The organism is Chloroflexaceae bacterium (assembly GCA_025057155.1).
Taxonomy (GTDB): domain Bacteria; phylum Chloroflexota; class Chloroflexia; order Chloroflexales; family Chloroflexaceae; genus JACAEO01.
The window spans coordinates 127,260-140,083 of record JANWYD010000006.1; the positions used below are offsets into that span (position 1 = coordinate 127,260).

Sequence of the window (12,824 nt, forward strand, 5' to 3'; positions counted from 1 at the left end):
CCTTACAGGTTGCACCCACAGAGGGAAGCCGGGAATCCCCTTACCTCACCAGTTCAACCGTCGCCAGATCGAGCAGGCCCATCGGGGTCAATTCCAGGCCGCGCACGTAGGGCTTAACCAGCATGTATTCTACGTCATGGTACAATGGGATCAGCGGCGCGTCGGCCAGGATGCGCCGTTCGACCTCGCGGTACAGGGCAAAGCGCCGGGTCTCATCCGGCTCGACCGCAGCCTGGTCCAGCAGCGCGTCCACCTCAGGGTTGCTGTAGGCGAAGTGGTTCTCGCCGCTGCCGCTGCGGAACAGCACGTCGAGGAAGTTCTCCGGATCAGGGTAATCGGCGATCCACCCGCTGCTGAACATTGGCAGCGTATTCGTGTCGAGCGCGTCAAGAAACGCACCGAAGTCCTCAAAATCACGCACCTCTATCGTCAGACCCAGGTCCCGTTCGGCCACGTCGCGCAGCGTCCCACTCCACCCGCCGTAGGCCACAATGGGAGGCAGGCCGGCAGCACCGCCATAGCGCGACTCGGCCAGCAAGGCTTGCGCCCGCGCTACATCGGGCCCCGGCAGCGGCAGATCGGGATTGTAGCCCGGCATCCCCGGCGGCAGCACGCCGGCGGCGGGTTGCGCCGCCCCCTGTAGCGACAGATCGGCGATCTTCTGGCGGTCGAGCAGCAGCGTAAAGGCCTCGCGCACCTTCGGGTCGTCAAAGGGCGGGATGGCGACATTCATGCCAATGTAGAAGAGCGAGAGCTGCGGCACGCGAAGCAACTCGCGCGAGAGGGGATTGTTCTCGTCGCGCACGCGGGCCAGGGCGTAGGGAGGCACGCTTGTTATGTCAATTTCACCTTCTTCATAGAGCACCTGCGGATTGCTTGCCGCAGCGCCAATAAGCATCCGCACCCGATCAAGACGCGCCGGCTGGCGGTAAAACACCGGATTGCGCGCCAGCACCAGCAGCCGGTCGTGGTCCCAGCGTTCGATAGTGAACGGCCCGCTGCCGTTGGGCCGCTCGGTCCAGCGGGCGCCGCCCCGCTCCACCGCGCGCCGATCAACGACAAAACTGGTCGGATGGGCCAGTTTGGCCAGGAAGTAGCTTTTAGGAGCGTCAATGGTGATCGTCAGGGTGCGCTCGTCGAGCACCTGGATACCCGCGATGCGTTCGGCCTGCCCGGCGATCTTCTCGCGCACCCCCACGATGTCGCCCAGGTAGGTGCGGGCGGGCAGAGCGGGGGCCAGACGCGGGTCGGCGGCCCGTTCCAGGCTGTAGCGCACATCGTCGGCGGTGAGGGGCGCGCCATCGGCAAAGCGCGCTTCAGGGCGCAGGCGGAAGGTGTAGGTGCGGCCATCCGGCCCCAGTTCCCACGTCTCGGCCAGATCGGGTTCCACTTCCAGGCGGTTGGAGAGGCGCACCAGACCGCTGAAGATCTGCCGCACGACAAAGGCGCTGGTCACATCGCCCACCAGGGCCGGATCGAGCGTCTGCGGGTCGCGGGCGCCGAGGGTCATGATGAGCGTGCCGCCGGGGGGGGCATCGGCCACGGGGAAGGGCGCGGGCGTCGCTCCGGGCGCGGGGGTCAGCAAGGCGCATCCGGCCAGCAGCAGGATCGCCAGCAGGAGCGGGATAGGGCGGCAGGGGTATCGCTGGTTCATTATGGCACGTATTATACCAATTCCTGCGGTATTGCCCGCGCGCGCACCATCGTCAATCCAAAATCCAAAATCCCAAATTGAAGGCCGCGCCCACGACCCGCCCGCTTCCTGCGGTATTGCCTGCGCGCGCACCATCGTCAATCCAAAATCCAAAATCCAAAATCCCAAATCGAATTTCCTCATCCAAACCGCAGGTCATTAAAGGCCGCGCCCACGACCCTTCCGCGCTCGTCATGGCGCGCCGATTTGCCGCCCGATTTCCGCTGCACCTCCGATACAACCCGATGCGGATGCAGGGTAATATAGTCCACCCGGCACAACCGTGGCGTCAGACCGGCGGCCAGCGTTATCCGCTGGGCCTGGATTTCTTCCGGGCGCAGGCCATATTCACATCGAGCACGGTGGCCTCGCGGAACAGCCCGCGCGCCCGCGTCTGCGGCCCGAACAGCAGATCGTCGGCCAGTTCGCGCAGGGGGCCACGCAGCCAGGCCTGCACCGGCACCAGCATGCCGCTCTTCGGGCGGTTCAGGATCGTCGGCGGCAGCAGGTCGCGCACGGCCTGCTTCAAGATCCACTTCTCCTGCAACCCACGCAGCTTCCAGGACGGCGGCAGGGCGAACGCTGCGTCAATCAGCGGCGGCGCGAAGAGCGGAGAACGCCCTTCAATGCCGCTGGCCGTGGTCAGACGCTCGACCTTGGGCAGGATGTGGTGCGCCCTTGGTGCGGAGGTTGGTGTACAGCAGGCGGTTGAGGAAGGCGGTCATACGGGGCGATTCGAGGTACGGCTCCACGCGCCGTTCCAGCGGCGGCGCGTCGCGCAGCGCGTCGAGCGCTGCGGGCGTCAGCAGGCGCTCGAGGTCGGCGTAACATTGCCAGGTGCTCGGCAATGCGCCTGCCCTCAAAGGTAAGGACGGTATGCGCGGTGCGGCAATGGGCGGCAACCAGCCCGGAATAGGCCAGCTCGTTGGGCAGGTCGCCGCCGAAATTGATCGCGTAGGTGCGCACCGGATGCTGGTGCAGCCGCGCCGCCAGGGCCGTGACCAGACTACTATCAATCCCGCCGGAGAGGAACACCCCGACAGGCTGGCCCGCCGGCAGGCGCGCAGCGACCGCCTCTTCGAGCAGGGCGCGCAGACCGCGCGCGCGGCTCTCCGGCAGGTCGTCCGCGTTCCATGCGCCCTCACGCGGCTCCCAGAACTCCTCCTCGTAGCAGACGCCCCCGGCGCGCAGACGCAAACAACGCCCGGGGCGGGCCTCATACACGTCTTCAAGCAGGGTCTCTTCGCCCGGAAGGTAGGCGAAGGTCAGAAAGGCGCGCACCGCGTTCAGGTTCAGCCGTGCGGCCAGGCGCGGCCAGGCGCGCAAGGCGCGCAGCGAGGCCGACGCCGCCCGGTCGCCGCCCGCGCGCGCGTAGAACAATGTGCGCGCACCGGCGTGGTCGCGGGCCAGCACCAGCTCCTCGCCATCCAGGATAGCCACCGCGAACATGCCGTCAACCGGCGTGAGTCTCGCAGCGCCGTAGCGCGCATACAGGTGCAGCAGCAGCGTCCCATCGGCGCAGTCCTCCGGCAGCCCTACCCCGTCGCCACACAGGCGCCGGCGCAACTCGCCGCGATTGAACAGCGTCACCGGCCCGGCGGCGACCAGGCCCTCGGCATGGAACACGGCGCTCTGGCAGCCATCAGGCACCAGACCCAGGGCCAGACCGTTACGCGCGGCGACCGGCGCGGCCCCCATCGCCGCCAGGGCCGCTTCGGCCCCGTTTGCATCTAGAGTGGCGCAGAACCATCCTCTCATCCAAAATCTCCGTCGAAATCGCCGCCGCCGAAATCGCCGTCTCCGAAATCGCCGCCGTCGGCTTCTACCGCCTCCAGTTCGGCGCCCTGGCCCGCATCACCGCCCTCACCGCCGTCGCTATCGAATATGTAGGTTCCAGAAGACGAGTCGCCCCAATCGGTCGAGCCGCCATAACCGCCGCTTGCAGCCTGTTGCTGCTCGGCCAGCTTCGCTCGCAGGGCCGCTTCCTGTTCGGGAGACAGAATATCCGGGGGCGGGATGAGCTGTCCGAGCACGAACCCGGCGCCCATCCCCATCAAAATCTGCCCGACCCGCCCGCCGAACGACGTCTGGTTAACCGTCAGCACCCTGCCGCCGTACCAGAGCGTGCGGCCATAGCCCTGCTCGCGCCCGTACACCACCCGGCCATTCGACAATTCACGCTTAATGATCCCATCGCCGAGCAACTCATCAATGCCCGAATACCCCTGGCTGTCCTGCCACTCGACCCGGCCATCGGGCAGGCGGCGGCGCCATTCGTAGTTCTCGTCGCTAAAGGCTCGACGCACGCTGCCGTCGGCAAGGAGTTCATCTTTGTAGGTTATCACGCGCGGATTGAGTTGCACAGGCTCTCCTTCCCTCATGCAGGCCAGCTCATATAGCCGCTGGCAGGCCACCGGCGGAGCTGCGCCAACCACGGTTCACGGCGCCGCGCCGGCTGCGCGATCCGGCGGATTGCGCGCGGCAGGGCCGGCGGATGCGGCGCGGCCAGTTCCGCCCGATAGCCTGCGCACAGCCAGGCGCGTTCGAGCGCATTCAGTGACGCGGGCAACTCTGCTGCGAAGCCGGGTTGTCGCGTGGCAAAGAGATGCATGCGCAGGGCGTGCCGCGGGCGCAGCCCCGGCGCATGAACGCGCAACCCGCGTGGCGGATCGAGGAGTCGCCTCGCCTCGACAACCAGACGCAGCCCTTCGGGACTCGCGTCGTGCAGGAGCAGCACCCGCGGCGCAGGGGCGCGCATCAGCATGGCCACCAGCGCGTCTGGCAGCGGCGTGGCCTCCTCCAGCGACAGAACGGCGCACGCCAGCTCCATATGCAACAGGTTCGCCCGCAGCATCCGCGCCAGCGCAGCATCCTGGCACACCAGCGCCAGCGCCATACCATAGTCGTACAAGTCTGGTTCGCGTCCGACGAGTGCACGGGGCGAGGGAGGAGCATCAGGCAACAGCCCGGGCGGATCGCCGTGACGCGCGCGGTAGGCCATCAGCGCCCGGTCGAAGGCGCTTTCACTCAGGGGCGGCTTGAGGGTAAAAGGCATCGCGCGCACCAGGCGCGGCGCAGACAACCCTACCGCCGATCCCGTCAGGCCTGTCCACACCGGAGGCGCGCCCTGCAGCGCCAGCAAGCCCGCCCCGGCGGCACCCAGCATCCAGGCCGACGCGCGGATCACCCGCTCCGGCGGCAGCAACGTGCGGCAGACCGCGTAGTAAAGCTGGCGACGAGTGTAACGCACCCCGCCCGTCCCGGCGCGGGCAATCCCCCGCGCCAGCGCCGTCTCCAGGTCCGGCGTCCCTGGAAGACGTCGAGGCGGACACCATTCTCCCGACATCATCCCCCCCTCAATGCTCTGGCCAGGACATAAACCCGATCGCCTGCGCCTCAATCTGGGCCTGATGTTCGGGATCTACCTGGGACGGGCGAACCGGCGCGAGCCGTTCAACCGCCCGGGTGACGACGTGAACCAGCTTCGCCGGCGGGATGAAGCGGGCCGGGGTCACATAGCCCTTGCTCAGCCACTCAATCTCCTCTTGCTCCAATGCTGGCGCGCCGGACGTCCGCGCCCCCGATTCTAGCAGCCTGGGCAAAAGCTGTCTGACCAGTTCTCGTCGCTCTTTTCGCCAGGGCCAGTGCCACCGCCGCACCTGCGCCGGACGCAACCCCAGATCGACGATCCGATGGTTCGGCGCGAGCTTCCACTTTTCTGGCAACAGATCACGCAATAGCGCTCCCTGCAGACTGGCATCGTGCAGCAGCAGGATCGGCAGCCGCGGACGTTCCCGCAGCAAGGCGAGCACCCCTTCCTCGGCCTCGCCACGGGGTTCCTCGAAAGGCAGCAGCGCCAGATCCAGGCGCTCCGGCAGACCATTCGCCCGCAAACAGTCGAGCACCTCCAGATCTGGCGAGACCAGCGCCGCGCGCAGGCGCGACGGCGGGGGCTGATACTGGCGCAGCCGCGCAAGCTCCTCCCGGGTCACGCGCCCTGGCAACTGTCCGTGGATACGCTCCCACGGGAGAACATAAGTTTGCTCGAAGCTGTCAGCCAGGGTGAAGACCGTGGCTGACAGCTCCTCGAACTTTCGCCGTAGACGCGGGTACGAGGTCAAAGTGCCTACGGTGAGGAAAATAACGTAACACCGTAAAGTAACCGAGCTGCGACGCCGTATAGCGATACGCGCCCTGCTGGCTCAGGCGTGCAGCCAGGCGGCATTGTAGCAAATCGCTCTTAAGGCCGTATTAAGAGCCAGTTTGGAGGCCTCCTTGAGGAGGGTCTGGGAGGGCTTCACCCTTCTAGCGCATAACCGGACACCCTCCTTATCCGATGACGTTCTGCCCGTCCGTGCCTGCCCGGAGCATCGGCCAGGTCATATATCCGATTGCCCGCGCCTGCGCATTGGCGAGCGAGTCAACGCCGCGGGCGGGCGCGTACCGCTCCACCGCTCGGGTAACCAGCGTAACCATCCACGCGGGCGGCATAAACAGCACCGAACTGTTACATCCCTCGCGCAACCAGGCCAGTTCGTCCTCGCTTAGTCTGACGCGCTGCTGGCGTTGGGCCTCCTGCTCGAGGCGCTCGAGCATCTGGGGAGACGGCGCCGGATCATAGGTGCGTGGGAGGATAAGGGTTTTCATCCATCGGCCGCGTATAGTGTACTCGGTGAAACGATGGGCACGCATCGCCTGGCGCGGGCGCAGGCCGAGGTCCAGGACACGCTGAGAAGGGGCCAGGTCCCAGCGCTCAGGGAGCAGCGCCGGGAGCAGGCATCCCTCCACGCTGGCGTCGTGCAGCAAAAGCAGCGGCACGTCGGGCCGGGCGCGCAGCAGGTCCAGCACGCGCTCGTCGGCCTCGCTGAGCGGACCGTCAGGGTTAAGGAGCGCTAGCCCCAGGCGTTGCGGCAGGCCGTTGGCCAGCAAGCAGTCGAGCACGTCGAGATTTGGCGAGGCGAGCACGGCCCGCAGGGGAACAGGCGGCATGTAGGCTGCGCGCAGACGCGCTCGTTCGTCGTCAGTCACTCGGCCCGGCAGGGGGCCGTGGATGGCCTCCCAGGGCAGAATGCAGGAATTTGTCAGTCTTGCCGCGAAAGATTCGATAGTTTGTAGCGTATAATCGTTATAGAGTCGCTTTTTTCTTTCAGGTTCTGCTTCGAGACCACCTTTGGCGCCAGCGCTATCCGCGCGGAATAATATAATTAAAACATATGAAGAAGTATAGAATACAGTTGAAACAGTTGCAAAGAATAGGGCCTCTTGCGGCGATTTTACTGAAATAAATATTAAAAAGATTACGATGAACAAGATAAGGGATCTCCGTCCTACACGCCGATATGGCTTGTCATTACTACTAGAAGATGCAGATATTGAAACTGGCCGTTCTGGCGAGGGAAATCTGCCTTTTTCCCGATTCAGATAGTACACCAGTTGTGCTGTCGTATAACGATACGAACCGCGGCGACTGAGGTACTCTGCCAGACCGCGCAGGCTTAGGTCGCTCCATCCATCAACACGCGGCTCCAGGGCAAAGGGCTTCTGGCAGTGCGGGCAGCGCCGATCGCGGCGCTCGCGGTACTTCAGGTCAACACGGCAGTGGGGGCACTTCACGATTCACCTCGTTGCGTTCTGCGCTCGTTCAGGCGAGGCGAGCACGTCAAGATTCACTGCGGGCTTTCCATCGTTTATAGTATTCGGAGAATATGAAATCTGGACTAAGAGGAAATAAAGACTCAGAAAATTAATTGCTAGTATTTGAACTAAGTAGTCTGTAAATTAAATCTTTCGCTAAACCCCTACTCCTCTCCCCAACCCTCCCCCGCCGGGAGAGTGAGCCGGTCTCCTCCCCCCGTTGGGAGAGGCTGAGGGGGACGGAAATGCCAGGAAACTCACTTTACAGACTAGTTAGAAAGGCAAGGAAACTTACTTAACGGACCAACACTTGTTCGTAAAGCAAGCCTTGCTCCTCACCCCATCCCCGCCAACTGCCCGCACGCTGCGGCAATGGCGACGCCGCGCTCGACGCGCACCGTACAGGGGATCTGGTAGTCGAGCAGGATCTGCTGGAAGTCGAGCACCCGCTGGCGCTCGGAGCGGCTGAGGGGCATGCCCGGCACGGGGTTCCAGGGGATCAGGTTCACGTGGCAGAGCAGCGGCGGCCCCTTGCTCACCCCCTGGCCGCGCAGCAGCTTCGCCAGGGCCAGGGCCTGATGCGGGTGGTCGTTGCGCCCCTGGAGCAACACGTACTCGAAGCTCACGCGGCGGCCGGTTCTGGCGATGTACTCGCGGGTGGCGTCGAGCAGTTCCGCCAGCGGGTAGCGCCGGTTGACCGGCATCAACTCGGAGCGCAGGGCGTCGTCGGGAGCGTGGAGCGAGATAGCCAGGTTGATCGGCAGGCGCTCGTTGGCCAGCCGGCGAATGCCAGGAGGCAATCCCGCCGTCGAAACGGTCATGCTCCGCGCGCCCAGGTTGAAGCCCTGGGGGTCGTGCAGCCGTTCGACCGCCGCCCACCAGCGGTCGTAGTTGGCGAACGGCTCGCCCATCCCCATGAACACCAGGTTCGTGATCCGGCCTACCTGGCGCGTCACCCGCTCGCTGAAGGGTTCGCCCTCGGCGCCCCACCACTGCCCGTCATCGCCGAGGGCCGCGGCATCGGCGGAGTGGGAGACCAGGGCGGCGATCGGCGCCTCGGCCCGCTGCCAGCGGCGCAACTCCCGCGAGGCCCACAGGGCCTGTTCGACGATCTCGCCGGTGGTCAAGTTTCGTAACAGCCCTAGCTTGCCGGTGGCGCAGAACACACAGCCCATCCCGCAGCCGGCCTGGGTCGAGACGCAGGCCGTGGCCCGGTCGGGGTAAATCATCAGCACCGTTTCCACCACGGCGTCCCCGGGGAGGCGGAAGAGGGCCTTGCGCGTCAGCCCGTCGTCGGCGACCTGCACCCGCGCCAGGCTGAGGCTGCCAAGGGTTGTCTCGGCCCGCAGCCGCTCGCGCAGCGCCGCCGGCAGATCGGTCATCGCCGTTGGATCATCCGCCAGGTTCACGTAGAGCTGGCGGTAGATCTGCCGGGCGCGGAAGGGCGGCTGGCCCCACTCACGCATCAGCGCCTCAAGCTCCGGGAGAGTCAGATTGTAGAGCGACGGGATCATGGGGCTATGGCAATAGTTCTGTACCGCTTGGAAGAGTGAACCCTGTGCCCCAACCTTCAAGGCTGGGGCACAGGGGAACACCGGTTACCCCGTGCTCATCTCAACCGCGGTCGGAACTTGTACCCGTAAACGAGCACCCCATCCTCGCCCGTATCGGCCAGGCGCCGCGTGACCATCTCGACCGGCATGCCGATGGCCAGGTCCTCTTCGGCGCAGTCGGTCAGTTGCGCCGTCACGAGAGGACCTTCCTCCAGACGGACCATCCCCACCGCGTAGACGCCGAAGCTCTCGTACCCGGCAGGGGGCTGCCGCAGCACGCTGAAGCTGTAAAGCTCGCCGCGGCCGCTCAGGGCCAGCGGCTCCCAGACGTCCGGATCCTCACCCAGCGCGGGAGGTTGGGGCGGAAAGCGCACCACCCCGCTGTGACGGTGGCGCTGACCCTCAAGCCGGTAACGGGTGGCGCGCTGGCGCCAGTGACGGGCGATTTCCATAGAAACACCTCGTGGACTGTGAACGTTGCCTCAGGGCGAAAAGCCGCCCGAGGCGCCGATGAACGCCGCGATAAGCGTAGCGAAGAAGAGTGCGACACATAGAACGATTGCCAGGCCAATCGCGAACAAGATGAGGACAACGTACAGGGCCTTGTTCGCTGGCAGGTTCATCCCCGACTGGATGGCCAGATAGGTCAGGTACAGGCCATAGATCGACACGGCCAGGGAGAGGAACGCTCCAACTACCGGGATGTTACTCACCAGACTGCCGATCACGGTCAACGGCGCGCTGAACAGCGCGAAGCCGTAGGCCAGTTCGCCGAACTCGCCGGTGCCGCCGAAGGCTCGACCGAGTAGATAGACGATCCCCCAATAGATCAACAGAAAGATCACCGTACCCAACAATGTGGCGGGGAGCAAAAAGAAGATATCCGTTGCTTGGCTCGCTGCCACGCCCGGCTCAAGACCCGGTATCTCCGGTGGAAACAGCAGTGACCCGATCCAGCTAATAACCGCATTGATCACGCCCGCTATCAGCGAGTAGATCAGCGCCCAGCCGAGGTTGTTCTGCTCGTGCTCCTCGAAGGTCGAAGCCGACGGACGGGTCAGGACCGCGATGCTGCCGTTGATCATTTGCTGGAACATTGCGCCTCCTCTGGTTGGCAGATTGCGCTGTGTATTGTAGCGGATCGAACGAACCAGAGGAAGACCTATTCCCAGACTTTAACAAATTGATAACAATTTGTTATCACTGTAGCGGTGTCTTGCTTCGCAAGGCCGGTTGGCAGAGGGTGGGGAAACCGGGTTTCCCCACGCCCCGGCCCGCGGGAAGGCTGCTGGCGTCCCCTTGCCGAGTACAAAGGTGTGGGGAAACCGGGTTTCCCCGCGCCGCGGCCTCCGAGGCAACCCGGCAGCGCCGCCTCGAAGGTGGCGCTACCGCTCCGCGACCAGGACACATGTCGCAGCGGTCGCGCCTACGCCGCCGAGACACTGGGCCAGGGCCACGCGCGCGCCGGCCACCTGGGTGGGACCGGCTTCGCCGCGCAACTGGCGCAGCAGCTCAACGACCTGGTACACCCCGCTCGCGCCGGCCACATCGCCGCGGGCCTTGTAGCCCCCGGCCGTGGCGATCGGCGTGCGGCCCGCGGGGGTGATGGACCCATCGGCGGCGTGGCACGGCGCGGCGCCCCGTTCATAGTAGCCCATGGCCTCCAGGGCCAGCGCCGCGGCGATGCCGTGGGGGTCGGTCAACTCGAAGACATCCACGTCGCTCAGGCCCAGATGGGCGCGCCCCAGAGCGATATGGACGCTGGCCCGCGCCGCGGCCAGGTCGAGCGGATCGGCGCGCAGGGCCAGCGCGGGCGTGTCGGTCGCCACGGCCACGCCCGCCAGCCGCACCAGCGGCACGCCCTCGGCGGCCGCTTCGCGGGCCACACGCTCGCCGGCGAGCACCACGCAGGCCGCGCCGTCGGCCACGCTGCTGCAATCGAGCATGTTCAACGGCGAGGCGACCATCGCGGCCTTACGGTACTTGTCGGCAGTGATGGGAAACCGGTAGAGCGCCAGAGGGTTCTTCGCGCCGTTAGCATGGGCATTGACCGGGAAGGGCGCGAAGGCCTCGGCCCCATAGCCGTATTCGTGCATGTAGCGGCGCATGAGCATGGCCCACTGGGCGGTGAGGGTCAACCCGTGGATGGCTTCGCTCTCGGCGTCGCTGGCCAGGGCCAGGGCGGCTTCAACCGCGTCATCGAGATGATCCGTGACCTTCTCTGCGCCCAGCACCGCCACGATCTCGGCCGTCCCGGAGGCGATGGCCTGCACCGCCTGATGAATGGCCACGCCACCGCTCGCGCCCGCCGCCTCCACCCGCATCGACGGCACGCCCCGCAGGCCCACTGCCGCGGCCAGATAGGCTCCCAGGTGCCCCTGGGCCGCCAGGCGATCACCCAGCGCGTTGGCCACATAGAGCGCTCCCACGCGGTGCGCCACGAACTCCGGCAACCCCGCGAAGGCCGCCCGCGTCGCCTCGCTGGCCAGATCGGCCAGGCTCCGCCCGTAGTGCTCGGCTACCGGGGTAGCGCCCGCGCCAATCAGATACACTCCTGACATAGATCAGCCTCTTTCCACAGGGAGAGCGCGGCCCTCCCGGAACACTGCTTGCCTGATCGAAGAAACCGGCTTTCCCCGCCCCTCTGCCGTGCGGGAGGATTCGGGAGAGCGGCGCCCCAAAAACTTCCAGATGTTACTTCGGGGACGTGAGCCCCGACGCCGCTTGATCCGGGGCGCCTCGCTTTCCCCCTCTACCCCAGCACCAGCTTGCCGCGCCACCTGGCGTAGGTGGCATAGTCCACGAACACCTCCCGCTCCAGGTAGGCCGCCGTCAGCGGGGCGCGCTCGCGGCAGGCGGGCAAGCGCTCGGTCACGGTCAGGGCATAGGCGTCGGAACCGGCCCCGCTCCCGTAGGTGGTGACAAAGATCGTATCGCCGGGCCGGGCCACGTCGAGGATGGCGCACAGCCCCACCAGCGCCGCGCCCGAGTACGGGTTGCCGATGCGCGGGCTGAGCAGACCAGGGGCGATCTGAGCCTCGCTGAAGCCCAGGCGTTTCGCCACTGTCTGTGGAAACTTGGTGTTGGGCTGGTGAAAGACGGCGTAGGTAAAATCGGCGGGGGCGCGCCCCAACTCATCAAGCAGACGCCGCGCCGCCGACATGATCTGATGAAAGTAGGCCGGCTCTCCCGTGAAGCGGTTGCCGTGCACCGGGTAGGGCCGGTTGGCTCGGCGGTAGAAGTCCGGCGTATCGCTCACATATGAGACCGTCGCGTCAATCGTGGCCAGGGCCTCCTCAGCAGGACCAACCAGCAACGCTCCCGCCCCGGCGGAGGCCGTATACTCCAGGGCGTCGCCGGGGCGCCCCTGGGCCGTGTCGGCCCCGATTGCCAGCGCATAGTCGGCCATGCCGCTGCCCACCAGGGCCATGCTGGCGGTCAGGGCTTCGGAGCCGGCCTTGCAGGCGAACTCCCAGTCAGCCGCGCTGATCCAGTGCGTGGCGCCCAGGGCCTCGGCCACCACCGTTCCCGACGGCTTCACGCTGTAGGGGTGGCTCTCGCTGCCCACCCACACCGCGCTCAGACGCTCGGCGGGAAGGGCGGCGCGGGCCAGCGCGTTGCGCCCGGCTTCGATGGCCATGGTGATCACGTCCTCATCGGGGCCTGGCACACTCTTCGCCTCCACCGGCACCCCCGCCTGCCCGTCCGTCCACATGCGGGCAATTTCTCGCGCAGCAATGCGGTAACGGGGAACATAGGCCCCATAGCCGACCAGACCCACGGGCCGGATGGGTTTCATCATAAAGAAAACTCCTTACATATAGAACAAAACGATCCCAACAAAGCGGCGACAGGCGACCGGAGGTTCGTACAGGCAATGTTGCGGTCAGCTTGTCACCGTCATTTCCACTGGGAGCAACCTTACAAGGTTGCTCCCACCAGGT

The 12,824-nt window shown here is 65.9% G+C and carries 12 protein-coding genes; all 12 read right to left on the bottom strand.

Going from position 1 to position 12,824, the window contains the following annotated elements; genetic code table 11:
* Positions 1-40 precede the first annotated feature (40 nt).
* On the bottom strand, positions 41-1,654 hold the full coding sequence (locus NZU74_06680; protein ID MCS6881001.1) for a peptide ABC transporter substrate-binding protein: 1,614 nt from the start codon (positions 1,652-1,654) through the stop codon (positions 41-43).
* A 346-nt stretch (positions 1,655-2,000) separates the two neighbouring features.
* On the bottom strand, positions 2,001-2,321 hold the full coding sequence (locus NZU74_06685) for an asparagine synthase C-terminal domain-containing protein (GenBank protein MCS6881002.1): 321 nt from the start codon (positions 2,319-2,321) through the stop codon (positions 2,001-2,003).
* A gap of 14 nt (positions 2,322-2,335) precedes the next feature.
* Positions 2,336-3,451: an asparagine synthase-related protein gene (locus NZU74_06690; protein MCS6881003.1), complete on the bottom strand. Its 1,116-nt coding sequence runs from the start codon at positions 3,449-3,451 to the stop codon at positions 2,336-2,338.
* On the bottom strand, positions 3,448-4,056 hold the full coding sequence (locus NZU74_06695) for a hypothetical protein (protein MCS6881004.1): 609 nt from the start codon (positions 4,054-4,056) through the stop codon (positions 3,448-3,450). The genes NZU74_06690 and NZU74_06695 overlap by 4 nt, the downstream gene beginning before the upstream one ends.
* A 14-nt stretch (positions 4,057-4,070) precedes the next feature.
* Positions 4,071-5,042, bottom strand: a complete 972-nt coding sequence (locus NZU74_06700; GenBank protein ID MCS6881005.1) for a hypothetical protein — start codon at positions 5,040-5,042, stop codon at positions 4,071-4,073.
* A gap of 7 nt (positions 5,043-5,049) precedes the next feature.
* A complete protein-coding gene (locus NZU74_06705) occupies positions 5,050-5,814 on the bottom strand; it encodes a hypothetical protein (GenBank protein ID MCS6881006.1) in 765 nt (254 codons plus the stop codon).
* A 208-nt stretch (positions 5,815-6,022) separates the two neighbouring features.
* Positions 6,023-6,721, bottom strand: coding sequence for a hypothetical protein (locus NZU74_06710; GenBank protein ID MCS6881007.1), 699 nt, complete (start codon positions 6,719-6,721; stop codon positions 6,023-6,025).
* A gap of 941 nt (positions 6,722-7,662) precedes the next feature.
* Positions 7,663-8,841 carry a radical SAM protein gene (locus NZU74_06715; GenBank protein MCS6881008.1) on the bottom strand — a complete coding sequence of 393 codons (1,179 nt, stop codon included), beginning with the start codon at positions 8,839-8,841 and terminating at the stop codon, positions 7,663-7,665.
* 95 nt (positions 8,842-8,936) lie between these two features.
* On the bottom strand, positions 8,937-9,332 hold the full coding sequence (locus tag NZU74_06720) for a Zn-ribbon domain-containing OB-fold protein (GenBank protein MCS6881009.1): 396 nt from the start codon (positions 9,330-9,332) through the stop codon (positions 8,937-8,939).
* Positions 9,333-9,362: 30 nt separating this feature from the next.
* Positions 9,363-9,977, bottom strand: a complete 615-nt coding sequence (locus tag NZU74_06725; GenBank protein ID MCS6881010.1) for a YIP1 family protein — start codon at positions 9,975-9,977, stop codon at positions 9,363-9,365.
* Positions 9,978-10,265: 288 nt separating this feature from the next.
* Positions 10,266-11,441 carry an acetyl-CoA acetyltransferase gene (locus tag NZU74_06730; protein ID MCS6881011.1) on the bottom strand — a complete coding sequence of 392 codons (1,176 nt, stop codon included), beginning with the start codon at positions 11,439-11,441 and terminating at the stop codon, positions 10,266-10,268.
* A 191-nt stretch (positions 11,442-11,632) separates the two neighbouring features.
* On the bottom strand, positions 11,633-12,682 hold the full coding sequence (locus tag NZU74_06735; protein ID MCS6881012.1) for a hydroxymethylglutaryl-CoA synthase: 1,050 nt from the start codon (positions 12,680-12,682) through the stop codon (positions 11,633-11,635).
* Positions 12,683-12,824 lie beyond the last annotated feature (142 nt).